This is a genomic window from Citrobacter sp. S39, assembly GCF_009495675.1.
GTDB classification, from domain to species: domain Bacteria; phylum Pseudomonadota; class Gammaproteobacteria; order Enterobacterales; family Enterobacteriaceae; genus Citrobacter; species Citrobacter freundii.
In genome coordinates this window covers 2,801,590-2,828,338 of the sequence record NZ_CP045555.1, presented here as the reverse complement: position 1 = coordinate 2,828,338, position 26,749 = coordinate 2,801,590, and the positions used below count along the sequence as shown (strand labels likewise).

Sequence of the window (26,749 nt, the reverse complement as noted above, 5' to 3'; positions counted from 1 at the left end):
TAGCCATGAGCTTCAATACCCTGATTGACTGGAATAGCTGTAGCCCCGAGCAGCAACGCGAACTGCTGATGCGCCCGGCTATTTCCGCCTCGGAAAGCATCAGCCGTACGGTGGCCGAGATCCTTGAGAACGTCAAAAATAACGGCGACCGGGCGCTGCGTGAATACAGCGCGAAGTTTGATAAAACCGAGGTCGGCGCGCTGCGCGTCACCGAGGAAGAAATCCAGCAAGCCAGTAGTCGCCTGAGCGACGAACTGAAACAAGCTATGCAGGTGGCGGTGCGTAATATTGATACTTTCCACACCGCTCAGATCCTGCCGCCGGTGGATATCGAAACTCAGCCGGGTGTGCGCTGCCAGCAGGTTACCCGCCCTATCGCTTCCGTGGGCCTGTATATTCCTGGAGGTTCAGCGCCGCTGTTCTCTACCGTATTAATGCTGGCGACCCCGGCGCGCATCGCCGGCTGCAAAAAAGTGGTGCTGTGCTCACCGCCGCCGATTGCCGATGAAATTCTCTACGCCGCGCAGCTGTGTGGTGTAAAAGAGGTGTTTAATGTGGGCGGCGCGCAGGCTATTGCCGCGCTGGCGTTGGGCACCGAATCCATTCCTAAGGTCGATAAAATCTTCGGGCCGGGCAATGCGTATGTGACCGAAGCCAAACGCCAGGTTAGCCAGCGTCTTGACGGCGCGGCCATCGACATGCCTGCTGGCCCGTCCGAAGTGCTGGTTATCGCTGACAGCGGCGCGACGCCGGACTTTGTTGCCTCTGACCTGCTTTCTCAGGCAGAACACGGCCCCGACTCGCAGGTTATCCTACTGACGCCAGACGCTACCCTTGCCGAAGGCGTTGCCAAAGCCGTAGAGCGCCAGCTCGCTGAGCTTTCCCGCGCTGAGACCGCCCGCCAGGCGCTCAGTGCCAGTCGGCTGATTATCGCCAAAGATCTGGCGCAGTGCGTGGCCATTTCTAACGCCTACGGTCCGGAACACCTGATTATTCAGACCCGCAACGCACGTGAACTGGTTGATGATATCACCAGCGCCGGTTCGGTGTTCCTCGGCGACTGGTCGCCGGAATCCGCAGGCGACTATGCTTCTGGCACCAACCACGTTCTTCCGACCTACGGCTATACCGCGACCTGCTCAAGCCTTGGGCTGGCTGACTTCCAGAAACGGATGACTGTACAGGAATTAACCCCGCAAGGTTTCTCTGGCCTGGCCTCAACCATTGAAATACTGGCCGCTGCTGAACGACTGACTGCCCACCAAAATGCCGTTACCCTGCGCGTTAACGCCCTGAAGGAGCAAGCATGAGCACTGACAACTTTCTCAGCGTCACTGATTTAGCCCGTAAGAATGTTCGCGAATTAACGCCCTATCAGTCTGCCCGTCGTCTCGGCGGTAACGGCGATGTCTGGCTCAACGCGAATGAATATCCCACCGCCGTGGAGTTCCAGCTCAGTCAACAAACGCTGAACCGCTACCCGGAGTGTCAGCCGAAAGCGGTGATTGAGAATTACGCGCAGTATGCTGGCGTCAAACCGGAGCAGGTGCTGGTCAGCCGCGGCGCAGATGAAGGGATCGAGCTGCTGGTGCGCGCGTTTTGCGAACCCGGTAAAGATGCCATTCTCTACTGCCCGCCGACTTACGGGATGTACAGCGTCAGCGCCGAAACGATTGGCGTCGAATGCCGCACCGTTCCGACCCTTGATAACTGGCAGCTGGATTTGCAAGGCATCGCGGACAAGATTGATGGCGTGAAGGTGGTCTACGTTTGCAGCCCTAATAACCCAACCGGCCAGTTGATTAACCCGCAGGATCTGCGTTCACTGCTCGAAATGACGCAGGGTAAAGCTATTGTGGTCGCTGATGAGGCCTATATTGAGTTTTGCCCGCAGGCCACGCTGGCAGGCTGGCTGTCTGAGTATCCGCATCTGGTGATATTACGCACGTTGTCAAAAGCGTTTGCTCTCGCCGGTTTACGCTGCGGGTTTACGCTGGCGAATGAAGAGGTTATCAATCTGCTGTTAAAGGTGATTGCCCCTTACCCACTCTCTACGCCGGTGGCAGATATCGCCGCCCAGGCCCTGACGCCGCAAGGGATTTCCGCCATGCGTAAACGCGTAGAGCAGATCCTGGGAGAGCGTCAGTATCTGGTAGATAACCTGAAAACAATTCGCTGTGTAGAACAGGTTTTCGACTCTGAAACCAACTATGTTCTGGCGCGCTTCACCGCATCAAGTAGCGTATTTAAATCTTTGTGGGATCAGGGCATTATCTTACGAGATCAGAATAAACAACCTTCGTTAAGCGGCTGCCTGCGAATTACTGTCGGAACCCGTGAAGAGAGCCAGCGCGTCATTGACGCCTTACGTGCGGAGCAAGTATGAGCCAGAAGTATCTTTTTATTGACCGTGATGGAACCCTGATTTCCGAACCGCCAAGTGACTTTCAGGTCGATCGCTTTGACAAACTCGCCTTCGAGCCGGAAGTTGTTCCCGTTTTGCTGAAACTGCAAAAAGCAGGTTTTAAGCTGGTTATGATCACTAACCAGGATGGACTCGGAACACAGAGTTTCCCACAGGCTGATTTTGACGGTCCGCATAACCTGATGATGCAAATTTTCACCTCTCAGGGTGTGACATTTGATGAGGTACTGATTTGCCCGCACCTGCCAGCGGACGAGTGCGATTGCCGTAAGCCAAAAGTGAAGCTGGTTGAACAGTATCTGGTTGAACAGGCCATGGATATGGCGAACAGCTACGTCATTGGCGATCGGGCAACCGATATTCAGCTCGCTGAAAACATGGGGATTAGCGGATTGCGTTACCATCGCGACACCCTGAACTGGGCAATGATCGGCGAGCAGTTGACCAAACGTGACCGCTACGCACACGTTGAGCGTAATACTAAAGAAACGCAGATTGACGTCAAAGTCTGGCTGGACCGCGAAGGCCGCAGCAAAATTAATACCGGCGTTGGCTTCTTTGACCACATGCTGGATCAAATCGCCACCCACGGCGGTTTTCGCATGGAGATTGCCGTCAAGGGCGATCTGTATATAGACGATCACCACACCGTTGAAGATACCGGTCTGGCGCTGGGCGAAGCCTTAAAGCTGGCGTTAGGCGATAAACGCGGCATCAATCGTTTTGGTTTTGTACTGCCGATGGATGAGTGCCTGGCGCGTTGCGCGCTGGATATCTCCGGCCGCCCACACCTGGAATACCGCGCGGAGTTTACCTACCAGCGCGTTGGCGATCTGAGCACGGAGATGATCGAACACTTCTTCCGTTCACTCTCCTACACTATGGGCGTCACCCTGCACCTGAAAACCAAAGGCAAAAATGACCACCACCGTGTGGAGAGCCTGTTTAAAGCCTTTGGTCGTACGCTGCGTCAGGCAATTCGTGTAGAAGGCGACACGCTGCCCTCCTCAAAAGGAGTGCTGTAATGAATGTGGTGATTCTGGACACCGGTTGCGCCAACCTGCATTCGGTAAAATCCGCCGTCGCTCGCCATGGATACGATCCTGTTGTCAGCCGCGACCCGGACGTAGTGCTGCGCGCCGATAAGCTGTTTCTGCCGGGCGTCGGTACCGCCCAGGCGGCGATGGACCAGTTGCACGAGCGTGAACTGATTGAGCTGATCAAAGCCTGTACGCAACCAGTGCTGGGGATCTGCTTAGGCATGCAACTGCTTGGTCGTCGCAGCGAAGAGAGTAACGGCGTATCACTGCTGGGCATTATTGAGCAGGATGTCCCGAAGATGACCGATTTCGGTCTGCCGCTGCCGCACATGGGCTGGAATCGGGTCTATCCGCAGGCGGGAAATCGTCTGTTCCAGGGCATTGAAGATGGTGCGTATTTCTACTTTGTACACAGCTATGCTATGCCGGTGAACCCGTGGACCATCGCCCAGTGTCATTACGGCGAGCCGTTTACCGCGGCAGTACAAAAGGACAATTTCTTTGGCGTGCAGTTCCACCCCGAACGTTCGGGCGCGGCTGGAGCGCAGTTGCTGAAAAACTTTCTGGAGATGTAATGATTATTCCGGCATTAGATTTAATCGACGGCACGGTGGTGCGTCTTCATCAGGGCGATTACGCCAGGCAACGTGATTACGGTAACGATCCTCTCCCCCGTTTGCAGGATTACGCAGCCCAGGGGGCCGAAGTACTGCACCTGGTTGATTTAACCGGCGCGAAAGACCCGGCGCAGCGGCAAATCCCGCTGATCAAAACGCTGGTCGCTGGCGTCAATGTTCCGGTACAGGTTGGCGGCGGCGTGCGTACGGAAGCAGACGTGGCGGCGCTGCTTGACGCTGGCGTGGCGCGCGTGGTGGTGGGTTCGACGGCGGTAAAATCCCCCGAAGAAGTCAAAAGCTGGTTTGCTCGTTTTGGTGCCGATGCGCTGGTGCTGGCACTGGACGTTCGTATTGACGAGCGCGGGAACAAACAGGTAGCGGTTAGCGGCTGGCAGGAAGATTCCGGGGTTTCACTGGAAGAACTGGTTGAGACCTATTTACCCGTCGGCCTGAAGCACGTGCTGTGCACCGATATCTCCCGCGACGGCACGCTGACGGGCTCAAACGTCGCGCTTTATGAAGAAGTGTGCGCCAAATATCCGCAGGTGGCGTTTCAGTCATCTGGTGGTATTGGTGGAATCGAGGACGTAGCGGCCCTGCGCGGGACCGGTGTTCGTGGTGTTATCGTCGGACGAGCCTTGCTGGAAGGTAAGTTCACCGTTGAGGAGGCCATACAATGCTGGCAAAACGCATAATTCCTTGTCTGGACGTCCGTGACGGGCAGGTGGTAAAAGGCGTCCAGTTCCGTAATCATGAGATTATTGGCGACATTGTCCCACTGGCAAAACGCTATGCCGATGAAGGCGCAGATGAACTGGTGTTCTACGATATCACCGCTTCCAGCGATGGCCGCGTAGTGGATAAAAGCTGGGTATCACGCGTGGCGGAAGTGATCGATATTCCGTTCTGTGTTGCCGGTGGCATTAAATCCATCGACGATGCGGCGCGCATCCTCTCATTCGGGGCGGACAAAATCTCCATCAACTCCCCGGCGCTGGCCGAACCGGAACTTATCACCCGTCTGGCAGATCGCTTTGGCGTGCAGTGCATCGTGGTGGGCATTGATACCTGGTATGACGCCGAAACCGGCAATTATCACGTTAATCAGTATACCGGGGATGAAAGCCGTACCCGAGTCACGCAGTGGGAAACACTGGACTGGGTGCAGGAAGTCCAAAAACGCGGCGCGGGCGAAATCGTCCTGAACATGATGAATCAGGACGGCGTACGTAACGGTTATGACCTGGAACAGTTGAAAAAAGTACGTGACGTTTGTCACGTCCCGCTGATTGCCTCCGGCGGCGCGGGCACCATGGAACACTTTCTCGAAGCCTTCCGGGATGCCGACGTTGACGGCGCGCTTGCCGCCTCCGTCTTCCACAAGCAAATCATCAATATTGGCGAATTAAAAGCGTACCTGGCAACACAGGGCGTGGAGATCAGGATATGTTAACGAAGCAACAATGCCGCGAGCTGGACTGGGAAAAAACCGACGGGCTGATGCCAGTCATCGTGCAGCATGCGGTTTCCGGTGAAGTATTGATGCTGGGTTATATGAATCCGGAGGCGCTGGATAAAACGCTCGAAAGCGGCAAAGTGACCTTTTTCTCGCGGACTAAGCAGCGCCTGTGGACCAAAGGAGAAACATCCGGTCACTTCCTGAATGTGGTGAGCATTGCGCCTGACTGCGACAACGACACTCTGCTAGTGCTGGTTAACCCGATTGGTCCAACCTGCCATAAAGGCACCTCAAGCTGCTTTGGCGACACCAGCCACCAGTGGCTGTTCCTGTATCAGCTTGAGCAACTGCTGGCCGAACGCAAAACCGCTGATCCAGCCAGTTCCTACACTGCGAAACTGTATGCCAGCGGCACCAAACGCATCGCACAGAAAGTGGGTGAAGAAGGCGTAGAAACCGCTCTGGCCGCGACGGTGAACGACCGTTTTGAGCTGACAAATGAAGCTTCTGATCTGATGTATCACCTGCTGGTGCTGCTGCAAGACCAGGACCTCGACCTGACGACGGTGATTGAGAATTTACGTAAGCGTCATCAGTAATCTGCAGACGTAAAAAAACCGGGCAGAGCCCGGTTTTTTGTTGTCAGCTTTAGACTTACTCAGCTTTGACTTTGTAACCACGCAGAGCATTTCGCCCCAGCACTACGCCTGCACCAATCATCCCACCGAGCAGAACCGCCAGCACGAGGGTAATCGCTTTTTTCGGGCTGTCACGACGAATCGGTAACGTTGGTTTCATCACATAGCGGTAGGCGTGTAACTCAGCCCCTTCAAGCTTAAGACTTTCAATATCCAAAAGCTTTTGCTTGGTCTGGAAGTAGTTATCAGACAATATCAAAGGACGTGTAGATTCGTGCTCAATCATGGATTTCAGGGCATCACTACCCAACAGGAACATACTGTCCTGCGTCACATCCTGCGTCTGCTGAATTTGCGGCTTAGTCACCCCGGCCTGCTCTGCATAACGCAGCGCTTCCTGAATTTGCTTAATTCGCAGATCTTTTTGCTCCTGCGCGACCACTTCCTGAGTTTTCAGAGAGTCTTGCAACGTGGTTGTTTGCAACTTGATATTATCAACCAGGTCAAGCTCCAGCTCTTTAGCAACCTTTTCATCTGTTTGTTGAATGTATTCAGCCAGTTGACGCTGAGCGTCTTCAGGTGAGCCACCCACATAAGAAACCGCTAACGGCAGCGGTTGACCTTTCACAGACTGTTCAATTAACAGTTTCTGTGGTTCTTCCTGATTATCAAGCGTTTCAGCCAATGCAGAGAAAGAGGTACTGAAACGACCAACCACGTTTGTCTGCAGTTCAGTAACCTTGGGAGCGCTGGCACCATACAACACATTGAGGGCGTTGTTATATGTGGCGATCTGACCAACATCCGGTTGAGTAATAATGGCTGTTGAGGTCCATTTCTCCTTAGCAACTGTCAAATAGACCACAGCAAGCACTATGGCAATAACAATCGCGATAACGATTGTTACTTTCCCACGCCACAACTGTACCAGTAAATCAATCAGATCAATCTGTTCCGGATCGTGACTGCGCCCGGACATGTTGTTATCACTTACAGACATAGAAACCCTAGATAAGGAAAGACTTAAACTGGGATTAGTTTAGCTATAAATTGAGGCAATGCCATAGGATTAATGATAAAAAAATCAAATTGTTTCTGGGATTTTGATTGATATTTCAATCACTACTGAAAATCGATACGATTAAATAAGAGTGTAAATACTCAAAGAACATCTTCATGCGCAAAAAACCATCAACAGACAGGTTTCATGCCCGCTAATCGTTATACTTTACAATTCATTTTTTTGAATTCATATCGTGAATACTTACCGTCTAACCAGTAAAAATGGTTGGCGTAAATAATATAACAATTAGCTTTTTTACCATCTAACGGTATCATTCCACTTTTTAGTAGCACCTGTTGGCGACTGGCTATTATTTAGCCAAAAAGAGGAATAAACATGAAATACTTGGTTACGGGTGCCGCTGGTTTCATCGGCTTCCACGTTAGCAAACGCCTCCTTGAGGCTGGCCATCAAGTAGTCGGTATTGATAACCTGAACGATTACTACGACGTCAGCCTTAAACAAGCTCGTCTGGAATTACTTGCACAACCTGGTTTCCAGTTTCATAAAATTGATTTAGCCGACCGCGAAGGCATGACTGAACTTTTCGCATCCGGGCATTTTGAGCGTGTGATCCATCTCGCAGCACAGGCTGGCGTACGATATTCACTCGAAAACCCGCATGCCTACGCAGACTCAAATCTCACAGGCTTTCTGAACATACTGGAAGGGTGTCGCCATAATAAAATTCAGCATTTACTCTACGCATCCTCCAGTTCAGTTTACGGCCTGAATCGCAAAATGCCTTTCTCAACGGATGATTCCGTTGATCACCCCGTATCTCTGTATGCGGCAACCAAAAAAGCCAACGAACTGATGGCCCATACTTATTCCCACCTGTACGGATTGCCCACAACCGGGTTGCGTTTTTTCACCGTTTACGGTCCGTGGGGTCGACCGGATATGGCGCTGTTCAAGTTCACCAAAGCGATGCTGGAAGGGAAGAGTATTGACGTCTATAACTATGGCAAAATGAAGCGTGACTTTACCTATATTGATGATATCGCAGAAGCAATCATTCGCCTGCAGGATGTCATTCCACACGCAGACACACAATGGACCGTTGAAACAGGCACCCCAGCAGCCAGCATTGCGCCCTGGCGCGTCTACAATATCGGCAATAGTTCACCGGTTGAGCTCATGGACTATATCCAGGCTCTGGAAGATGCACTGAGTATTGAAGCGAAGAAAAATATGCTACCGCTACAGCCAGGTGATGTGCTGGAAACCAGCGCAGACACCAGAGCGCTGTATGATGTTATTGGTTTTAAACCTGAAACCACGGTTAAAGATGGGGTGAAGAACTTTGTTGACTGGTACCGTGATTTCTACATAGTTTAATTACTGACCTGATTAAAATAAAAAAGGCCTTATATAAGGCCTTTTTTATGGAGACGAGATTAATCACTACCAAACAAATCGCGGGTATAAACTTTATCGGCAACATCAGCTAATTCTGATGTCATGCGGTTAGAAATAATAATATCTGCTTCATTTTTGAACGCATTAAGATCACGCACAACTCGGGAATGGAAAAATTCATCCTCTTCCATGACCGGTTCATAGATAATAACGGGCACGCCCTTTGCCTTAATGCGCTTCATGATGCCCTGAATCGATGATGCCCGGAAATTATCGGAACCACTTTTCATGATCAAACGGTACACGCCAACCACCTTAGGCTTACGCGCAAGAATAGAATCTGCAATGAAATCCTTACGCGTACGGTTCGCATCAACGATCGCGCCAATAATGTTATTCGGCACAGACGCGTAGTTAGCCAGCAACTGCTTAGTATCTTTCGGCAGACAGTAACCACCATAGCCGAATGACGGGTTGTTGTAGTGATTACCGATACGCGGATCCAGGCACACACCTTCAATAATCTGCCGTGAGTTCAAGCCAAGACTTTCTGCATAGCTATCCAGTTCGTTAAAGTAGGCCACACGTAGCGCCAGGTAGGTGTTGGCAAACAGCTTGATGGCTTCGGCTTCAGTCGAGTCGGTAAACAGCGTCGGAATGTCTTTTTTAACCGCACCTTCCTGCAGCAACGCGGCAAAACGCTCGGCGCGTTCGGAACGTTCACCAATGACGATACGGGACGGATGCAGGTTGTCGTACAGTGCACGACCTTCACGCAGGAATTCTGGCGAAAAGAATATATTGTCGATACCTAACTGTTCTTTAATCGAGTTCGTAAAGCCAACCGGAATCGTTGATTTAATTACCATCACCGCATTTGGGTTGATTTCGACCACATCGCGGATCACTGACTCGACGCTCGAGGTGTTAAAGTAGTTCGTCTTCGGATCGTAATCAGTCGGTGTCGCGATGATAACGTAGTCCGCGTCGCGGTAAGCATCATACTTATCGGTCGTTGCACGGAAATTCAGCTGTTTTGTCGCCAGATATTCTTCGATCTCCTTATCAACGATCGGCGATTTTTTCTGATTCAGCATCTCGACCTTCGTCGGGACGATATCCAGAGCAACCACTTCATGGTGCTGGGCAATCAGAATACCGTTCGACAAACCAACATAACCTGTTCCTGAGATAGTTATCTTCATTCGCTGTGTAACTTCTTCCGGTTGAACATTTGAGGGTGAACACGCTGCCAACAACTTGGCGCATCGGCTCTGCATTGCGCCAGTATATCGTGCTTTGCTACAACACCGGATATCAGACGTGACTGAATCCCATTTTTTGGCAATAAAAAAGCCCGGAGGAGCGCTCCGGGCCTACATTTACAGTTAGACTAAATCAGATTAATCCAGCCATTCGGTGTGGAAAACACCTTCTTTATCGGTGCGTTTATACGTATGTGCACCAAAGTAGTCGCGCTGGGCCTGGATCAGGTTAGCCGGCAGCACCGCAGAACGGTAGCTATCGTAATAGGCTACCGCTGCAGAGAAGGTCGGTACCGGGATACCATTCTGCACAGCATAAGCCACTACATCACGCAGCGCTTGCTGATATTCGTCAGCGATATTTTTGAAGTACGGGGCCAGCAGCAGGTTCGCGATGCCTTTGTTTTCAGCATAAGCGTCAGTGATTTTCTGCAGGAACTGCGCACGAATGATGCAACCTGCGCGGAAGATCTTCGCGATTTCACCGTAGTTCAGATCCCAGTTGTATTCGTCAGACGCAGCACGCAGTTGAGAGAAGCCCTGCGCGTAAGAGACGATTTTACCCAGGTACAGCGCGCGACGAACTTTCTCAACAAACTCTGCTTTATCGCCAGCCAGTTGAGCCTGCGGGCCGGACAGCACTTTAGATGCCGCAACGCGCTGGTCTTTCAGAGAAGAGATGTAGCGCGCGAATACAGACTCGGTGATCAGCGACAGCGGTTCGCCCAGATCCAGAGAACTCTGGCTGGTCCATTTACCGGTACCTTTGTTCGCCGCTTCGTCCAGGATCACATCAACAAGGTATTTACCGTCTTCATCTTTTTTAGTGAAGATGTCTTTAGTGATGTCGATCAGGTAACTGCTCAGCTCGCCTTCATTCCACTCGGTGAAGGTGGTAGCCAGCTCTTCGTTAGACAGGTTCAGGCCGCCTTTCAGCAGAGAATAGGCTTCAGCAATCAGCTGCATATCGCCATATTCGATGCCGTTGTGAACCATCTTCACATAATGGCCTGCGCCGTCAGCGCCAATATAGGTCACGCACGGCTCGCCATCTTCCGCAACGGCTGCGATTTTGGTCAGGATCGGCGCAACCAGTTCGTAGGCTTCTTTCTGGCCACCAGGCATGATAGATGGGCCTTTCAGGGCGCCCTCTTCACCGCCTGAAACACCGGTACCGATGAAGTTAAAACCTTCTGCGGACAGTTCACGGTTACGACGGATAGTGTCCTGGAAGAAGGTGTTACCACCATCAATGATGATATCGCCTTTATCCAGATATGGCTTTAGGGAATCAATGGCAGCATCGGTGCCAGCGCCCGCTTTCACCATTAACAGGATACGACGCGGGGTTTCAAGAGACTCGACGAACTCTTTCACCGTGTAATAAGGAACCAGTTTCTTACCCGGGTTCTCGGCAACAACTTCTTCAGTTTTCTCGCGGGAGCGGTTGAAGATGGAGACGGTATAACCACGGCTTTCGATGTTGAGCGCCAGGTTGCGCCCCATCACTGCCATACCGACGACGCCGATCTGTTGCTTGGACATAATGACTCCTTGCTGCATTCTTAGTTCAACTAACCATAAACATCTGCTAACATAAGTTAGTTAGCTTAACATGTCTTTATTTAACATAACCATCAAATCTTCATACTTAACTTTCCTTACAAACCAATACTTATTATTCGTTAGCATAATATTCTCTATTTCAGAAGAAGTTAAATATTTTGGACTAGATGAACCGTGTGGGAAAACAATATATCTTTTATTTGAGTTAGCAATTTTTTCACCAGAATGTCTTGCTAAGGTCTGTATGGCATGCTCATCACTACAAGGAACCTTGTAGTATTCAAAGAACGCGCCATCCTTTTCTTTCTCTAACAGAAAACCGACCATTTTTCTGTTAAGTGAAAACCATTGCGAACCATGGTAGTTATAGGTTTTCGGTTCGCGCTCCCCACTGAATAACAATCTCAATAGCTTATTAATCACTCTAACTATCGTCACTCTCAAATATGGAGTATTTAAACAAATCTGAGGAGTTTTAAACCTCCAGTTGAATGTTGTATTTTTGTTTGATTCAATAAAATTAACATTTGGAACTAAGTCCCATTGTTTTTCTATAGCTACAAATGATGTTACGGGATAACATTCACCACTCATTAAGTGAAAATACTGCACTGACTCTGTCTTATAAGCTTCTTTCATTAGCTTTAATGTTGCAATAAATTGACTCCCCCCCCCCCAGTGTACATTTACATTATCATTAATAACATAAAGATTTGATAACTCATTTTTTAAAAACCATTCTTTTGCAGTGCAATTTTTTTTATCAACATGAACATAAAAAAGCACGTTTTTATTTTTTTTTGCTAGATTATATATATATTTCTCATTGCAGTGCGTTTGAACTAAAACAGCTGTTTTAAACATTTTTCTTTTTTACCAAAAATTTTTTGATTCCCTTAACCATTAATTCCCCCATTGAATAATTCCAAGATTTAGCCCAATGGTGAATACAGTATGTTTCGGGTTTAATATCCTTAAACATTAGTTGGTCTATTTTTGCGCCTTCATCATATGGGTTATATGGATAAAAATAATGTTTGGGATAAATTGTAATATCATCTAAAACTAAAGATTCCTTTAAATCAAGATCCAAAACACCAAACCGTTCACTCAGAACTTCTGTCGATAATTTTGTAATTTCAACTAACCCATTAGCAGCTTCAACTTTTTCTTTCAACTTCGCGACAAACCAGTTATTTTTTGAAAAAGCGAGCACACCACAACTTATTTTACGAGAAGACTCCATCCCTAGGTAATTGCCACCTTCGTTTAATGAGGATAGATCCTTTATCATTTCAATATCTGCATCTAGATACACTCCACCGAAACGCTCGAGAATCAAACACCGAATATAATCCACTGCAAATGCATATTTTTTCGCTGATAACATTTTATTGTAGAATAACAACTCACTTGGAGTGAAAGTATTTGATATTTTATTTTCATCCCAAAATAAAATATCAAACTCCGGTAATATAACGTGCCACGTTGAAACGCATTCTTTGTACAAAGGGGGTAATTCTGCATTGCCAACCCAAATATAGTGTATTAATTTTGGTACCATAATTAACTCCTAAGTTAACATTAAGAATGTCACTTAAACAACTCAGTCTGAGTGCGTTTTTTACTAATAGACATGAATATATAATAAAGCGAAAAATTCAAAGTTAAATTAATCAACACATTTTCCACCACTGCATAAGACAAAAAACCTATAATAATAGCCAATCCCTTTATGTTCTTATGTTTTTGTAACTCAATAATTGACTTAGTATATAAAAATAGAATTAGCAATATCCCAAACAACCCATGATTATGGTAAACGGAAACGTATGACACATCAAGAGGATAATCTACATCACTCATGTCTGGCATGCCGAAGATTATTTTTTGAACCGAATCCATATCAGCAATAGCCAGGCTGGAAAAGTATAGTCGTCCTGAAAGTAGTTTATTCAAATAAGAAAATTCACCTGCATTATAAGTAACAAACAATGTAGCTACAATCAACAGAGTTGGATACAAAACTGCTAATTTATTTAGCTTTCCAGAAAATTTCAAAAAGAGAAATATAAATGGAAAAATAAGTATTAATAAATAAAAGCTTCTTGTGTGAATAGTTGTAAAAATTAACGCTAAAGAAAAAAATGCAACTGAACAGAAAAATGCTCTAAAAATTGAACTAGCTAATAGCAAATATAGTATCACCAGCAACTGCGGAAATGAATTTGGATTTTCAAAACCAAATGTTGCTATCATTCCATATCGTACATCGTAAAAAAAACTACCATTATTCCATAAAGATGTAGTAAAGAAGACAACTATGATTAACGATATTAAAAATAAATATAAAAGTTTAAATCTTGCATTGGACAAAACATTACTACTGACCCCCCAAAAAACAAGAACAAGCCAAAAAATAAAATTATTAATATTAAAATAAATTGAAACAATCATCAGCAAGAGCAAACCAAAAAGAAATATTGCTCTCACATTTAAACTAAACGCTATGCTACCAATAAGAATATAAAAACCACACAACACCCAGAATATTAATTTATATAGTAGTCCTAAATCTCCTGATTGCTTCAAAAAAACATTATCACCGTAACTGATTTTTAATACATTAGCAAATAAAATTACAATAAAAAGAAGACATAAAGAAGATGATATTAATTTTTTATTCGCATTCCTCATGATAACTTTCTCTTTATAAATAGAATTTTGAAAAAATAAAATATGGCATACTGAATAAATACGGAAAAAACAGCGCCAACAAAACCAATATACTTAGTCAACGAAAATATCACAATACAGTGAATAGTATTTGTGATAATCAATGTAATCATATTTTCTTTCATTAGGCCTAAGGCAACCGAAAATGGGTTTAACCAACTGAGCATTAATACTATGCTTTGACCAACCAGAAAAATAAAAATAACCCATCGATAATTAAAAAGTTGTTCATTAAAAAACTTAACATCAAACCAATTGATACTTAAATAATAAAATATTAAAATAAAAATAGACAAACAAAAAACCAGCAAAATTATTTTTTTTGCAATTACAAAAACATCATTAATATCATTATTTTTTATAATCTCTGTAAATCTAGGATAAAGAATCTGGTTAATTGGTTCAGATATTTGCTCCATAATCGAACCAAGCCTTTTTATTATATTATATATAGCCACAGAATTAGGCCCTAAGAAAGTAGCGACTATAAATTTATCCAACTGTGTCACAGGCAAATCAATTATGGCATGAACAGTTCCCCAACAACTAAATTTGAAATAATCTATTATTTCAAGCTTTGTTATTATAATAGTTTCGAGTAAATTACTATTGTTTTTTTTCAATACATATAATGTGAGGACGCTCCAACAAGCTAAATCTACATACAATGTGTACATGAATATAGCTTCAGCATTTGAGTGGCTCAACATAAATATGCCGACCAATTTGGCTAACATTGAAATAATATAACAACAAGAAATAAATCCAAACTCATTTTTTTTTCGTAAGATCCCGATTATAGTACCATTCTGTATGAAAAACAAACTCAAGATTAGTATAAATACAAGATGAATAGAATATCCAATTTCGCAAAAGTAGCCAATCAGAGCATATATAATAAATGCCACAATTATAGAAAATATAAGATCTATTATTAACGAAGGTATTGTATATTGGTTTTTATTGCTCTCTGAAAACCTTATATAAGCTTGCCATGTAATAGGTCTTAAAGCATTAAGACCTATTAGAAAAAAAGTTTGAAAAATAATGAAATTGCCATACGTTGTAGTGTCATATTTTTTTATAACAATAGAAGCCAGCAAAAAACTCCCTACGCTTGTTGATATATTTCCAGAAAAAACAATCAATATTTTTTTTATGAAAGCAATCAAAATAACCTCTACTGATTATTCATTTTTTCTTAGATCTAATTAATTTATATAAATATGTCAACAAGAATGTTGGTATAAGTCTAGGAATTGCTCTAGCACAGAATATAAAGAAGCCAAAAATTATATTGTTTATGCCTAGTTTATTCTTAAGTAAATATAACTCCCATTCGCTAGCTATATATTTAAGACCTCTTCTTCTACCCAACATATTTTGCCCTGCTCGTACTTTAACTAAAGGAATTGCCATATTTTCCATCATATTGTTAGAAGCTATTAATCTCAACCAAAGATTATAATCCTCCATAAATAAGTGGTGAACATAACCTCCAGCAGAAATTATTCTATCCTTCCTAAACATTACAGTCATATGGTTAAACGGGTTACCATATATTGCTTTTCTTTTGATCCCACTGTCATTATGTGGAACTACTCTCCGGCTAATTTCAACTTTAATATTTTCATCGTATTCTATTATATCACTTCCAACGATACTCAGCTCATCTCTTTCAGATAAAATTTTAATCTGTCTTTCAAATCTATCTTTTACACATTGATCATCCGTATCCATTCTTGCAATAAAATCATATGAACAATGTTGCAATCCAATATTTAATGCTCTACCTAATCCAACATTTGACTCAAGAGGTACAATCTTTAAAGGTAAATAGTTTTCCCAGTAGCAAATTATCGATTTTAATTTTTCATCAATAAAACCATCCAAGACTAGTACAATCTCATTAGCTTTTGTTGTCTGTTCATATAAACTAAGAAAACACAAATCTAAGGAACTTGGAGATTCTTTATTATAAAGAGACATCAGTACCGAAAAACCAACATCAAGATTTGCCATGCTCAATTACCTTTTCCTTCATTTTCACTAAGTCATTTAGTTTAGAAATAATATTATTTTCCACAGTAACTCCAGTAAATGAATCAATATTAATTAAATAGTTATATATATAATAATATCGCCACACAGGATCCACTAATTTTGAGTAGAATGTTTTACCAATAAAAAAAGTTTCCTTTCCACAAATGATTGCTTCAAATCCAACCGTAGAGTTATTAACGCCTACACATTTTGATCCAAGAATAAGCTCAAATGTATTTCTATTTGAAATATAAACCCCATCTTCTTCTTGAATTATCTCTTTAATTTTATTGATAAATTCAGCATTCCTTTCCGCTGGGTGTACTTTAACAACAAGTTCCAATCCCATGCTACGAGACATTTTTATATAATATTTTAATGCTTGGACATTATTATAGTCGCTATTAAGCACGGGTAAAATCATTGACAATTGAAGCCCAGCGGAATATACACCTAATTGCGCAGAAGAAAAATGATTATTAATAAACACCCTATCAAATTGACCTTTAACATAATAAGAAAGGTGATGTATTATAAGTGGTGCCGCATAGCATATCGCATGTATAATATATCTATGAAAGATTAATGGCTTTATTTTGAATTTCTTTCTTCTTAACAAAAAAAACAATAAAATTAAATATCCAATTGCATTTCCAATTGCTAATGAAATTATTCGATATTCAGCATCCTTTTGAATAAATTCAAAAAAAAACAAAGTGGCAAAAAAACCTATTAAAGTCACAAGCGATTGGATTAATACATAATTAAATGCTTTTTTTTGGCATTGTAATAGTGATAGTCCAGCTTGAAGCAGTGATTGAAAAAGTGCCACCGTTGCTAATAGTGACAAAACAGGGTGCTTAAAATAAATCCCGATAGAAACAACACTCATATACATAATTGTAGAGAGCGTAATGCCTGCGAATAATATGTTATATACACTTTTATTGCCATAAAAGAAATAGAATCTAGAAACAACATCTTGTTGTACTAGACCTATAATTATACTTAATAGTGTAATTACAGCCATAAAATAAGATAAACTTCCATACTCCGCAGGTCCCAATTGCCTGGTCAAATATGGCAATAATAAAAAAGGAAATAATTTTGAAAATATCTCACCGATGAGATAAATCATGCTATCTTTAAGTAATGTCAATATATTTACTCTTAGTAAGAGATAACGCTACCGCCCCTGGCTTAAAGCTACCAATGCACTTCATTACTCATCATAAGTATGGCTAACCTAGGGTATCCATAAACACAATTTCAAATTTTCTTACTAAATATTTATCTAAAAAGAAAAATACTTGCTATCATACTAATGAGCCAATAACCATATTTTGATAATACAAATTACTATTAATAGCAAGTACCACTACCGTCTAGCGAAGTTTTTAATCTGTACTATTCGTAATTGTTCATCTTATTCACTCAACAACTTCTCAATCCCCTTCCGGAACTTCGCCCCTTCTTTCAGATTCCGCAGACCATACTTGACGAACGCCTGCATATAGCCCATTTTTTTACCGCAGTCGTAGCTGTCGCCCGTCATCAACATCGCATCGACAGATTGTTTTTTAGCCAACTCTGCAATGGCATCAGTCAGCTGAATACGACCCCAGGCACCAGGTTGTGTATGCTCTAATTCAGCCCAAATATCAGCCGAAAGCACATAGCGCCCTACGGCCATCAGATCGGAATCCAGAGTCTGCGGCTGATCTGGTTTCTCAATGAATTCAACGATGCGGCTGACTTTGCCTTCGTTGTCTAAAGGCTCTTTGGTCTGGATAACAGAGTACTCAGAAAGATCCCCCTCCATACGTTTTGCCAGCACCTGACTGCGCCCGGTTTCATTAAAACGAGCAACCATGGCAGCAAGGTTGTAGCGCAGGGGATCTGCACTCGCATTATCAAGAACAACATCAGGAAGCACCACGACGAACGGGTTGTCCCCAACAATTGGGCGAGCACAAAGAATGGAATGACCCAGACCGAGCAGCTGTGCCTGACGAACGTTCATAATAGTCACGCCGGGAGGACAAATAGACTGTACCTCGGCTAATAGCTGACGCTTAACACGCTGCTCAAGCAACGATTCGAGTTCGTAAGAGGTGTCGAAGTGGTTCTCAACGGCGTTCTTAGACGCATGAGTCACCAGAACGATTTCTTTGATACCTGCAGCTACAATTTCGTCGACAATGTATTGAATCATCGGCTTGTCAACGATCGGCAGCATCTCTTTAGGGATTGCCTTCGTGGCTGGCAACATATGCATCCCCAGGCCCGCTACCGGGATAACTGCTTTCAAATTAGTCATTCTCTCTCCTACCTCTTAACGGCTGATAAAGTATAGACTTTAGCCGTACGTTAGCCAGTATTGCTGGCTCCATCCTTAACACGAAATAACTGGGTTAAGGTAAACCGAATGCAAACTCTACACTTCACCAGCGCCAAGGTGAACTCGGATTCCTCGGAAACAAACTCATCTCGTCAGTTTTATAGCATTTCCGAAAAATCGAAGTTAACTAAGCTCCAGACACTCTACAAACCACAATCACTCAGAGACAAACGTAATGTCATCTTTCTTATCGTGCAAAAATTCGTATTTTAAAGTGCGATCCAGCCCCTGAGACAGCGTGTAAGGAGCAACAAAATCGGATGAGTGGACTTTCGTTGCATCAAACTGTGTGGTGGCGCAGAACTTCTTCACACGCACTGAGCTGACTGCATATTTTTTGCCTGTCACTTTACCCAAAATATCAAAGCAATAACCACCTAACATACCTAAAGCGTAAGGTAAGTGTGCTGAGGGGATTTTTTTACTTAAGCTCTGTTCAACTTCTGTAACCAGTTGATTCATATTGAGATCAGGTTTATCAACGTAATTATAAACCTCATAACCAGCTGTCACATTCTTCAGTTTATACTTGATAAACTCAACAATATTGCCTACATAAGCCATTGATTTATAATTCGTACCAGCTCCAACCATCATAAACTTACCGCCAGCTATCTGCTTCAGCAGATTATAAACGTTGCCGCGGTTGCGCTCGCCAAAGATAACCGTCGGGCGGATAATGGTCAGCGAACGTTCATTTGGAGCTTTAGCATGCCATTCACGGAGAACCTCTTCCGCTTGCCACTTGCTTTTACCGTAGTGGTTGAAAGGATCGTGAGGATGGTTTTCATCAGGGTTGATTTTGTTCAGACCATAAACTGCGACAGAGCTGGTGAAAATGATGTTCTTAACATCATTTTTCTCCATAGCGGCCAATACATTGCGCGTCCCCTGAACATTCACATCATAGTAGAGTGAAGTAGGACTGACATCATCACGGTGTTCAGCCGCTAACAACACGACTGTGTCATAGCCTGAAAGCGCCTGATCCAGAATTTGTTGGTCGCGAACATCGCCGATTTGCGTGATTTGCGGATAGAAATGACTCTGCTGTTTATCCAGATTCTTGATATCAAAATCCGCAACAGCCGTCTCCAGGAGTCTGGTCCCCACGAATCCGGAGGCACCGATGAGCAAAACTTTATCGTTCATAAATCACTTTGTCTGTTCGTAACACAAGAAACATATGATAAAGATGAGCGTCTTCCCTGAGTAGTCAATGCTGCCCAGCCCCAGCTTTAACAGTAATTGGGTGATTATAATCTTTTAGCCAATGATATCCAGTAAGAATATAGTGGGGTTACCTCCCCTGCCCCGGTAGTCGAAAATTCACCGCTTCGACATTCACTACCTGATGGTTTATACGGTCGATGTCAACTGAACTTTGCCCGACTTCGTTTACTGCATGAACATTGGCCAGCGAGAGTAGCGTGTCCTGTTTAGCCATAAACTTACCGCGTACGTCCTGGCGCAGATCGAAGTGCATCTTAAGTGCGGGCCCCGTGGCCGATTGCTGCATCACCCTGATGTTACGTAAAAAAAGGTGCTGCGGTTGGTTGTGCAACTCAAGCGTGGCATGCTTCATCTCCACGTTGGTGATGGCCACGAATGACGTTGCATTACCAGAGGAGATCTGAATTCCGCGTAATTTGTATTCACGTTTGGTGTTATCGAGATGGATATTATTTAGCTTAAAATTTTGTGGAATGGATAAATATCGACCTTTGATGACGCCATAACCAATGAGCATACCTGCGCTGTTCTCCATATTGATATTATCAATCACGAAGTTATCACATCCATAAATAGCAACCGTCGCATTATCAATGCCCGCTTTCTTACTGAAATCCGGGGTGATATTTCGCGCGGTTATATTACGAATAATAAAGTGTTTGCCGTTCTCAACATGAACTAACTGCCGACAGTCGGTACCGGTGATGTTCGCCACCACGAAGTTTTTTACCGCCAGTTCATCTGGATAGCTATTATCATAGGTACTGCCTGCCAGCCCGATACCGATGCCCCAGTTCACATTGCCGTTAGTACAGTTGATACGTTCGATGACATGGTCAGAAATCAGGATGTTGCTGTCGTTGATCGCAACATTCCACTCAATGGCATCCCCCTGTAGATCGCTAAAACGGCAGTTTGTGATCTTTACGCCATCCATTCGGTTATGAAAACCCTGACGCAATATCCCATAGTTAGCACGCGTGACAGTAATATCATCGATAATCAGATTACGCATCAGCCTTGAAGTTTTACCGCCGATATAGATTTGCGTCACCGGACCGAAACCGCTCATGGCAATCCCTTTTATTACACAGTCCGAACCACGTACATCCAGGGTAACGTTCTTCAGGCTCCCGCCCTGCTCGCCCACCACTTTGCATCCATCCTGCAGAACAAAGCGCCCACGGCCATTGCCACTTATTCGCCCTTGCAGGAAGAGCGTTTTGCCTGGCGGAATAACAATAGCAGTATTGAGATCCTTACATTCCAGGCCTTTTGGTACGACGACCATTTGCCCTTCTTTGAACGCCTGCCTGAAAGAGGCCACCCAATCCTGTGGGTTGTAATCCTGAATATTGACGCTCCCCGATGATTCAAGCGCGCGAACAACGGGAGTATGCAGTACGACAAGCGCAGAGCCCGCCGTCAGAAAAGTACGGCGTGAGAGTTTGTTCTCTGACATACAACCTCGATTTACATCGTTTGCAGCAGACTAGCTAACTGTTTATTGATAGCTAACTGATTAAATTCATTTTCAATTTTTTCGCGCGCACACTGCACAATCGACTGTACCTGCTTACTGTCGAGCAGGCTAAATGCCGCTAAACGTTCTGCCAGTGCCTGCGCGTCGTTTTCCGGTGCCAGCCAGCCTGATTTACCCGACTCGACCAGCTCCGGGATCCCGCTGTGAACAGTGGAAATCACCGGAATACCCACCGCCATCGCCTCCATCAGCGCCACCGGGATCCCCTCCATGTCGCCATCCCTTCCGGTGATTGAGGGCAGCAAAAAGACATCCGCCTGTTCAAGCATCTGCTTTACCTGATGACTGGGTTTAAAGCCGGGCATCTCAATCATATCATCAAGCTGATATTGCTCGATCAGCGTCCGCAACCGACGCTCCCACGGGCCAATCCCCAGAATGCGATAGCGAAATGAGATGCCTTGCTCTTTTAACTGACGACAAGCTTCGATGGCGAGGTGCAGTCCTTTTTTCTCGGTTAACCGGGCGACAGAGATTATTTCCAGCGGTGCGGCTGGTGCTTTTAGTTGGCGAGGGGTAAAACGCGTCATATCAATGCCCATACGCGAAACCGCGATTTTTTGCGGCGGGCATCCCATGTTTTTTAAACGTCCGGCCCAGAGATTGCTGATGGGTAACATCAAATCTCCACGTTGAAACAGTTGCTGATACTCAGGGGTATAGCGGGCCAAAACGCCCCGGTGCGAAACATCAACCCCATGAAATACCGTGGCGATTTTTCCGCGGATCATCCCAAGCTCACGCAGCTTGGCGGCCGTTACGCCTGCGGGCCCAAAATGAGCAATAAAGACATCCGCCTCAAATGCTCGCGGATTCCCGCCGCAAATAGCAGCCAAAATCAGATTGCGCGCCTCCTCACCATAGCGTGCAACATTAAGCGCTTTCCAGGTCGCTGCGCGGGTAATACCGTGCAGAGCCGCCGCTGCCCTATATTTCAGTTTCGCCAGTTTGCTTTCCGGTTCATTCAGCAACCAGCGAGTTTTTTCACCCAGACGGTAGGTATTAAAGGAGGCATGAGTATTTTCAAGATCGCCCTTCTGCAAAGCGACAATCTCCACGTCGTAGCCCATATCGATAAATGCGGTTATCTGATTGAGTACAAATGTCTCGGAGGAGAGCGGAAATTTAAGCAGAAAAAAACCAATCTTCATTTTTCCCCCTCAATACGCGTTAAAACCGACTGCACCATGCGTACCCCACGTTCGCGTTCGCGCATAACCGCGTCGCCGAGACGTATGCGCAGCTCAGGTAACTGTCCTAGAGTATCGGCAACCTTCCCTTCGAGACTGCCATCGAGAAGATGACGAATATCAACAGCCATCTCCGGTAACCCCAGTTGTTGCATGATCCCGGCCGATTTGTGCTCGTAGTTAATGGCGATGGCAGGCGTCATAAAATTCATCGAGATGATGGCAGAATGCAAGCGAGTCCCCACCGTCAGATCGCATGCGCCCAGAATCTTCCCCATCTCCAGATCGTTAAGTTCATCCATCACCACATGATATCGGGCCGGATCGTTAACATACTGGCGCAGGTTTAACGCCACCATGCGGTCATCTTTGTTGTAACTATCAATACCGGTGCAAGTTGACAGCGCTATCACCTGGTAACCTTCATCAAGGATGCGATTCACCACCCCGCCAAAGGCTTGCTCATAGGCTTGCTGCGTTGTCCCCAGACGCTTATCAAAAGGAGCCAGCTCACGCAATGTAATGGCAACGGTCTTCTGTTTAGCCGCCATGTCTAACCAGTGCTGTACCGAATAACCTGGCTCAAAATCCTCATGATGGTTGTCGACCAGCCAGGCCGTATCCACGCCTGTTTCGACTTTATCCGTGGTAATTGCGCTGCGCTTCATCAGATCCAGACTGACGGATTCACGTAAAATCAGCGCATTACAGTGACCAAACACGTAGTTCGCCAGTTGATTAAACTGCTCATCCTGGAATGGCCCCACGCTGTGACCAATCATGTACAGCGGTTTTTTCGCCATAAACGAACACAGGGCATGTTCAAACTGCGGCACGCCATACAGATCGACAAAGAACGATCCGCCGACCTGGATGATGGCGTCATAGCGCGACAGCAGACGGACAAAATCGGTAAAGCCCTGGGCGATAGCGATATTGCGCAGATTACCGGAATCGGTAACACGCGAGAGTAGTACCTGATGCTGATAGCGACGACGCAGCACTTTCTTCACGCGCCCCATAACACCCGCTGCGTTGTTATGTTGCTTCATCTGCAAATACAGCGGGTCGCCCATAACCGGGCGGTTTAGCAACCACGAAGAACTCACCGGGTAACGGCTCATCACATCCACTTCGGTCTCGGGACGCAACGCGTTAATGGCATCCAGCAAACCGCGCAGGATCGCGCTATCCCCTCGGTTCCCGCAGGTATGGTTGCCTAAAATTAGTAATTTCATTATGACCTCTTAAAACGTTGTTCTTATCCCGCACGGAGCAAGGTTTTCATTTTTTCACTGCGACAGAGTTGGCGTTTTATTTCCACCACCAGCGGATGGCGCGACAACACAATCATTAGCGCAAACACCAGTGCTCCTGCCGCTATCTGGATCCCCAGCAGCGCGCTTAATGGCACCTGGTTGCGCAGGGTTAAGCCCAACGCATAGCTCACCACAAGGGTTGGTAAGGAGAGATACAACGGCAGCCACAGACTGAGCATGTACTGACGGTAGCTGGAGCCAAGAACAGGCTTGATCATCACGAAGTAGCTGAGGATCGTGTTAATCACCTGGACCAACAGAAAGCCCAGCGCCACGCCAATCGCCCCCGCCAGATGACCGCCAATGAAAATGGCAGGAATAAACAGAAAGGTTTTGAACACATTGAATTTGAAGCTGATATCGACCCGGGCTTTCGCCATCAAGAGCGATCCTATTGGATTCCCCACCGAGCGCAGCAAACCCACAATGCACAACAATTGCAGGACCGGAATAATGCCGTTCCACTTCTCGCCAAACACCAGCGGCACCACGTTGTCCGACACCACCATCAGTCCCAGTAGTGCCGGGAAGTTGATAATCCCAACCACTGACAGCAGCTTGTAAAAATTCACCCGTAGTTTTTCGCTGTCTTCCTGGATTTTGGCAAACGCCGGAAACAGCACGCGGGTGATAATCGGGTTCAGTTTTATCGGCGGGACAACCGCCACGTTCCAGGCGAGATTGAATCCGCCCGCCACGCCAGCTCCCAACGTGCGGGCTAAAACCAGCGTGGAAAGGTTGGTATTGATGTAATTGATGATGCTGTCTGCCGTCAGCCATGCGCCAAAACGCAGGTTCGACGAAACAGATGCCAGCGAAAAATGTAGCCCCGGACGGTAAATCCGGCGGCCAAAATAGCCGAACAGCAGCGTACGTAGCGTACTATTCACCAGATACCCAAGAATGGCCATCAGCGCGAGCGGCCAGAAATGGGCGCTGACTACGGTAAAGGTAAATCCAGCCAGCACTGAACTGGTTTCAATCATGCCAATTTTGTTGAAGGCCAACTCTTTTTGCATCAGCGCGCGAAACTGCTGCCCGTGCGGTATCACCACAAACGCCAGTGATAAGGTTTTGATGAGCGGTGCCAGTTCTGGGTTATTGAGCACATGGGCAATCGTCTCGCTCAGCAGAAACATCGCCACGCATACCACAATACCCAGCCCAACGTTTAGCCAGTACAGCGTCGTCAGCTCCAGATAACCAATCTCTTTGCGTTGAATAATTGAGTTGGCGATACCGAAATCCGACAGCGTATCGGCCAGCGCTATGATCACCAGCGACACAGTTAACAACCCGAACTGGTGGTTATCAATAATTCGCGCCAGGACGGTCATCTGAATAAGTCCGAGGCCAATAATGATCACCGTGGCAATCGCCGACCACTTTGCGCCATTAAGCGTTTTTTCTCGTAAGCTCATGTTAATACGCCGCTTTGTTAACAAAGCCTTTGAATATCGTCAGAAAAACAATTTTGATATCGAACCACACGCTCCACTCGCGAATGTATTCGAGGTCAAACTCCACACGTTTCTCCATTTTTTCCAGCGTATCGGTTTCACCGCGCCAGCCGTTGATTTGCGCCCAGCCGGTAATACCCGGTTTCACCTTATGGCGTAACATGTATCCCTCAATCAGTTGGCGGTACTGTTCATTATGCGCCACCGCATGCGGACGTGGTCCGACGATAGACATCCCCCCGGTGAGCACGTTAATAAACTGCGGCAGCTCATCGAGCGACGTCCGGCGCAGGAAATTTCCCACAGGGGTAACGCGCGGATCGTTTTGCGTCGCCTGCGTCACCACCGCGTCGTTCTCCATCACTTTCATTGAGCGAAACTTCCAGACTTTGATCGGTTTGCCGTCCATGCCATAGCGAGTCTGGCGGAAAATCACCGGTCCTTTGGAGGTCAGTTTTACCAGTAGCGCTATGCCACATAGCACCGGGGAAATAAGTAGCAGGATCAGTGAAGCCAGCACGATATCTTCCGCGCGCTTTAACAGACGATTAATCCCCGAGAGTGGCGTGTCATACAGCGGCACCACCGGAATGCCGTTCATCTCTTCAATCCGTGAATGCAGAATGTTGAAGGTAAAGACATCAGGAATAAGGAGCACTGAACAGGTGGTATCGGCCAACTCGCGCACTAATTTTTTGACGCTGGCACCATCGCTCATCGACATGGCGATATAAACGTTATGAATGCGTGAGGCTTTAGCGTCATCCACCAGTTGTTGCAGATTACCGGCCCAGTCGCGGGAGTTTTTTCCAGGGATAGGGTCGTGATAGATACCTGCAACTTCAAACCCCAGCCACGGTTCATGGCGAAAGCTCTCCAGCAGCATTTGGCCGGCTGGCAGGTCCCCTGCCACCGCCACTCGACGAGTGTTGTACCCGCGATTGCGCAGCCATCCCGCGCCGTAGCGAATAAACGAACGACTCAACACCAGGCCAACACTGGACAGCAGATACCACGCCAGCCAGACGGCGAGACGGTTATCAAAATCGTTATTAAAGGCGATCAGACCTGCGCAAAAAATCAGGCTCAGCGTCCAGTTTTGCAGCAACAGCACCAGCTCAGTGGTCATTTTGACACCACGCCAGGAGCGATAAAAATCCGTTATGCCACCGAGCATCTGAAAAACGACCAGCGTGATCAGCGCCACCAGCAGGTGCATGTACAGGAAAGGCAAACCGCTTAATTCGCAGATTACCCACAACCCGCCAAACATGATGGTGATATCTGAAAAGCGTTGCACCATCGAAATTAACGACGCATTGGTTTTGGCGCGCTCGCGCTTCTTTAGATGTGTCATCGTGGTTCCTGTTAGTCACCCTTTGCCCAGAA

General features: G+C 46.0%; 24 protein-coding genes. 8 read left to right on the top strand and 16 right to left on the bottom strand.

Annotated elements, in window-relative coordinates; genetic code table 11:
* Nucleotides 1-5: 5 nt before the first annotated feature.
* From hisD to hisIE, 7 genes are read left to right on the top strand one after another with little or no spacing between them, the layout of a single operon-like run.
* On the top strand, nucleotides 6-1,310 hold the full coding sequence (gene hisD / locus GFB57_RS13275; RefSeq protein ID WP_003030159.1) for a histidinol dehydrogenase: 1,305 nt from the start codon (nucleotides 6-8) through the stop codon (nucleotides 1,308-1,310).
* Complete coding sequence (gene hisC / locus GFB57_RS13270) at nucleotides 1,307-2,386, top strand: histidinol-phosphate transaminase (protein WP_008324702.1); 1,080 nt, start codon at nucleotides 1,307-1,309, stop codon at nucleotides 2,384-2,386. Before hisD ends, hisC begins: the two co-directional genes overlap by 4 nt.
* Nucleotides 2,383-3,450 (top strand): bifunctional histidinol-phosphatase/imidazoleglycerol-phosphate dehydratase HisB, encoded by a 1,068-nt coding sequence (hisB, locus tag GFB57_RS13265; protein ID WP_000080054.1) that lies wholly within the window; start codon nucleotides 2,383-2,385, stop codon nucleotides 3,448-3,450. The genes hisC and hisB overlap by 4 nt, the downstream gene beginning before the upstream one ends.
* Nucleotides 3,450-4,040: an imidazole glycerol phosphate synthase subunit HisH gene (hisH, locus tag GFB57_RS13260; RefSeq protein ID WP_003030129.1), complete on the top strand. Its 591-nt coding sequence runs from the start codon at nucleotides 3,450-3,452 to the stop codon at nucleotides 4,038-4,040. The genes hisB and hisH overlap by 1 nt, the downstream gene beginning before the upstream one ends.
* Nucleotides 4,040-4,777 carry a 1-(5-phosphoribosyl)-5-[(5-phosphoribosylamino)methylideneamino]imidazole-4-carboxamide isomerase gene (gene hisA, locus GFB57_RS13255; protein WP_003030127.1) on the top strand — a complete coding sequence of 246 codons (738 nt, stop codon included), beginning with the start codon at nucleotides 4,040-4,042 and terminating at the stop codon, nucleotides 4,775-4,777. Before hisH ends, hisA begins: the two co-directional genes overlap by 1 nt.
* On the top strand, nucleotides 4,759-5,535 hold the full coding sequence (gene hisF / locus GFB57_RS13250) for an imidazole glycerol phosphate synthase subunit HisF (protein WP_003030125.1): 777 nt from the start codon (nucleotides 4,759-4,761) through the stop codon (nucleotides 5,533-5,535). The genes hisA and hisF overlap by 19 nt, the downstream gene beginning before the upstream one ends.
* Nucleotides 5,529-6,140 carry a bifunctional phosphoribosyl-AMP cyclohydrolase/phosphoribosyl-ATP diphosphatase HisIE gene (gene hisIE / locus GFB57_RS13245; RefSeq protein ID WP_003030122.1) on the top strand — a complete coding sequence of 204 codons (612 nt, stop codon included), beginning with the start codon at nucleotides 5,529-5,531 and terminating at the stop codon, nucleotides 6,138-6,140. Before hisF ends, hisIE begins: the two co-directional genes overlap by 7 nt.
* Before the next feature lie 55 nt (nucleotides 6,141-6,195).
* On the opposite strand, the gene wzzB is transcribed toward hisIE, so the two are convergent.
* Nucleotides 6,196-7,179, bottom strand: a complete 984-nt coding sequence (wzzB, locus tag GFB57_RS13240) for an LPS O-antigen chain length determinant protein WzzB (RefSeq protein ID WP_003030119.1) — start codon at nucleotides 7,177-7,179, stop codon at nucleotides 6,196-6,198.
* A 399-nt stretch (nucleotides 7,180-7,578) separates the two neighbouring features.
* Between wzzB and GFB57_RS13235 the strand changes: the two genes are divergently transcribed.
* The gene (locus GFB57_RS13235; protein WP_003030117.1) at nucleotides 7,579-8,583 is read left to right on the top strand and encodes an NAD-dependent epimerase; all 1,005 of its coding nucleotides are present in this window, start codon (nucleotides 7,579-7,581) and stop codon (nucleotides 8,581-8,583) included.
* 59 nt (nucleotides 8,584-8,642) lie between these two features.
* Here GFB57_RS13235 and ugd read toward each other — a convergent pair whose 3' ends face one another.
* The 15 genes from ugd to wcaJ form a co-directional block, all read right to left on the bottom strand.
* Nucleotides 8,643-9,809: a UDP-glucose 6-dehydrogenase gene (gene ugd / locus GFB57_RS13230; protein ID WP_003030115.1), complete on the bottom strand. Its 1,167-nt coding sequence runs from the start codon at nucleotides 9,807-9,809 to the stop codon at nucleotides 8,643-8,645.
* Nucleotides 9,810-10,007: 198 nt separating this feature from the next.
* Entirely contained in the window at nucleotides 10,008-11,414 is a 1,407-nt protein-coding gene (gene gndA, locus GFB57_RS13225; RefSeq protein WP_003030112.1) for an NADP-dependent phosphogluconate dehydrogenase, read from the bottom strand.
* A 60-nt stretch (nucleotides 11,415-11,474) separates the two neighbouring features.
* Nucleotides 11,475-12,299 carry a beta-1,6-N-acetylglucosaminyltransferase gene (locus GFB57_RS13220; RefSeq protein WP_009363787.1) on the bottom strand — a complete coding sequence of 275 codons (825 nt, stop codon included), beginning with the start codon at nucleotides 12,297-12,299 and terminating at the stop codon, nucleotides 11,475-11,477.
* Entirely contained in the window at nucleotides 12,292-12,999 is a 708-nt protein-coding gene (locus GFB57_RS13215) for a glycosyltransferase (RefSeq protein ID WP_003031046.1), read from the bottom strand. Before GFB57_RS13215 ends, GFB57_RS13220 begins: the two co-directional genes overlap by 8 nt.
* A 29-nt stretch (nucleotides 13,000-13,028) precedes the next feature.
* A complete protein-coding gene (locus tag GFB57_RS13210; protein WP_003031045.1) occupies nucleotides 13,029-14,132 on the bottom strand; it encodes a hypothetical protein in 1,104 nt (367 codons plus the stop codon).
* Nucleotides 14,129-15,343, bottom strand: coding sequence for an oligosaccharide flippase family protein (locus GFB57_RS13205; protein ID WP_008324695.1), 1,215 nt, complete (start codon nucleotides 15,341-15,343; stop codon nucleotides 14,129-14,131). The genes GFB57_RS13210 and GFB57_RS13205 overlap by 4 nt, the downstream gene beginning before the upstream one ends.
* A gap of 19 nt (nucleotides 15,344-15,362) precedes the next feature.
* Nucleotides 15,363-16,193 carry a glycosyltransferase gene (locus GFB57_RS13200; protein ID WP_003031043.1) on the bottom strand — a complete coding sequence of 277 codons (831 nt, stop codon included), beginning with the start codon at nucleotides 16,191-16,193 and terminating at the stop codon, nucleotides 15,363-15,365.
* Complete coding sequence (locus tag GFB57_RS13195; RefSeq protein ID WP_290366807.1) at nucleotides 16,180-17,373, bottom strand: oligosaccharide flippase family protein; 1,194 nt, start codon at nucleotides 17,371-17,373, stop codon at nucleotides 16,180-16,182. The genes GFB57_RS13200 and GFB57_RS13195 overlap by 14 nt, the downstream gene beginning before the upstream one ends.
* 267 nt (nucleotides 17,374-17,640) lie before the next feature.
* Complete coding sequence (gene galF / locus GFB57_RS13190) at nucleotides 17,641-18,534, bottom strand: UTP--glucose-1-phosphate uridylyltransferase GalF (RefSeq protein WP_003031038.1); 894 nt, start codon at nucleotides 18,532-18,534, stop codon at nucleotides 17,641-17,643.
* Between the two features lie 237 nt (nucleotides 18,535-18,771).
* Nucleotides 18,772-19,767 carry an NAD-dependent epimerase/dehydratase family protein gene (locus GFB57_RS13185; protein WP_003031036.1) on the bottom strand — a complete coding sequence of 332 codons (996 nt, stop codon included), beginning with the start codon at nucleotides 19,765-19,767 and terminating at the stop codon, nucleotides 18,772-18,774.
* 148 nt (nucleotides 19,768-19,915) lie between these two features.
* Nucleotides 19,916-21,310, bottom strand: a complete 1,395-nt coding sequence (wcaM, locus tag GFB57_RS13180) for a colanic acid biosynthesis protein WcaM (RefSeq protein WP_003031033.1) — start codon at nucleotides 21,308-21,310, stop codon at nucleotides 19,916-19,918.
* Nucleotides 21,311-21,321: 11 nt separating this feature from the next.
* Complete coding sequence (gene wcaL / locus GFB57_RS13175; protein WP_008324691.1) at nucleotides 21,322-22,542, bottom strand: colanic acid biosynthesis glycosyltransferase WcaL; 1,221 nt, start codon at nucleotides 22,540-22,542, stop codon at nucleotides 21,322-21,324.
* Nucleotides 22,539-23,819: a colanic acid biosynthesis pyruvyl transferase WcaK gene (gene wcaK / locus GFB57_RS13170; RefSeq protein ID WP_003031028.1), complete on the bottom strand. Its 1,281-nt coding sequence runs from the start codon at nucleotides 23,817-23,819 to the stop codon at nucleotides 22,539-22,541. Before wcaK ends, wcaL begins: the two co-directional genes overlap by 4 nt.
* A 23-nt stretch (nucleotides 23,820-23,842) precedes the next feature.
* Entirely contained in the window at nucleotides 23,843-25,321 is a 1,479-nt protein-coding gene (gene wzxC, locus GFB57_RS13165) for a colanic acid undecaprenyl disphosphate flippase WzxC (protein ID WP_008324690.1), read from the bottom strand.
* Nucleotide 25,322: 1 nt separating this feature from the next.
* Nucleotides 25,323-26,717: an undecaprenyl-phosphate glucose phosphotransferase gene (wcaJ, locus tag GFB57_RS13160; protein WP_003036736.1), complete on the bottom strand. Its 1,395-nt coding sequence runs from the start codon at nucleotides 26,715-26,717 to the stop codon at nucleotides 25,323-25,325.
* Nucleotides 26,718-26,749 lie beyond the last annotated feature (32 nt).

What these genes read in the sequence shown, in the direction of transcription:
- hisD (WP_003030159.1), top strand. Translation starts at nt 6, where the DNA reads ATGAGCTTCAATACCCTGATTGACTGGAATAGCTGTAGCCCCGAGCAG.
- hisC (WP_008324702.1), top strand. Translation starts at nt 1,307, where the DNA reads ATGAGCACTGACAACTTTCTCAGCGTCACTGATTTAGCCCGTAAGAAT.
- hisB (WP_000080054.1), top strand. Translation starts at nt 2,383, where the DNA reads ATGAGCCAGAAGTATCTTTTTATTGACCGTGATGGAACCCTGATTTCC.
- hisH (WP_003030129.1), top strand. Translation starts at nt 3,450, where the DNA reads ATGAATGTGGTGATTCTGGACACCGGTTGCGCCAACCTGCATTCGGTA.
- hisA (WP_003030127.1), top strand. Translation starts at nt 4,040, where the DNA reads ATGATTATTCCGGCATTAGATTTAATCGACGGCACGGTGGTGCGTCTT.
- hisF (WP_003030125.1), top strand. Translation starts at nt 4,759, where the DNA reads ATGCTGGCAAAACGCATAATTCCTTGTCTGGACGTCCGTGACGGGCAG.
- hisIE (WP_003030122.1), top strand. Translation starts at nt 5,529, where the DNA reads ATGTTAACGAAGCAACAATGCCGCGAGCTGGACTGGGAAAAAACCGAC.
- wzzB (WP_003030119.1), bottom strand. Translation starts at nt 7,179, where the DNA reads ATGTCTGTAAGTGATAACAACATGTCCGGGCGCAGTCACGATCCGGAA.
- GFB57_RS13235 (WP_003030117.1), top strand. Translation starts at nt 7,579, where the DNA reads ATGAAATACTTGGTTACGGGTGCCGCTGGTTTCATCGGCTTCCACGTT.
- ugd (WP_003030115.1), bottom strand. Translation starts at nt 9,809, where the DNA reads ATGAAGATAACTATCTCAGGAACAGGTTATGTTGGTTTGTCGAACGGT.
- gndA (WP_003030112.1), bottom strand. Translation starts at nt 11,414, where the DNA reads ATGTCCAAGCAACAGATCGGCGTCGTCGGTATGGCAGTGATGGGGCGC.
- GFB57_RS13220 (WP_009363787.1), bottom strand. Translation starts at nt 12,299, where the DNA reads ATGTTTAAAACAGCTGTTTTAGTTCAAACGCACTGCAATGAGAAATAT.
- GFB57_RS13215 (WP_003031046.1), bottom strand. Translation starts at nt 12,999, where the DNA reads ATGGTACCAAAATTAATACACTATATTTGGGTTGGCAATGCAGAATTA.
- GFB57_RS13210 (WP_003031045.1), bottom strand. Translation starts at nt 14,132, where the DNA reads ATGAGGAATGCGAATAAAAAATTAATATCATCTTCTTTATGTCTTCTT.
- GFB57_RS13200 (WP_003031043.1), bottom strand. Translation starts at nt 16,193, where the DNA reads ATGGCAAATCTTGATGTTGGTTTTTCGGTACTGATGTCTCTTTATAAT.
- galF (WP_003031038.1), bottom strand. Translation starts at nt 18,534, where the DNA reads ATGACTAATTTGAAAGCAGTTATCCCGGTAGCGGGCCTGGGGATGCAT.
- GFB57_RS13185 (WP_003031036.1), bottom strand. Translation starts at nt 19,767, where the DNA reads ATGAACGATAAAGTTTTGCTCATCGGTGCCTCCGGATTCGTGGGGACC.
- wcaM (WP_003031033.1), bottom strand. Translation starts at nt 21,310, where the DNA reads ATGTCAGAGAACAAACTCTCACGCCGTACTTTTCTGACGGCGGGCTCT.
- wcaL (WP_008324691.1), bottom strand. Translation starts at nt 22,542, where the DNA reads ATGAAGATTGGTTTTTTTCTGCTTAAATTTCCGCTCTCCTCCGAGACA.
- wcaK (WP_003031028.1), bottom strand. Translation starts at nt 23,819, where the DNA reads ATGAAATTACTAATTTTAGGCAACCATACCTGCGGGAACCGAGGGGAT.
- wzxC (WP_008324690.1), bottom strand. Translation starts at nt 25,321, where the DNA reads ATGAGCTTACGAGAAAAAACGCTTAATGGCGCAAAGTGGTCGGCGATT.
- wcaJ (WP_003036736.1), bottom strand. Translation starts at nt 26,717, where the DNA reads ATGACACATCTAAAGAAGCGCGAGCGCGCCAAAACCAATGCGTCGTTA.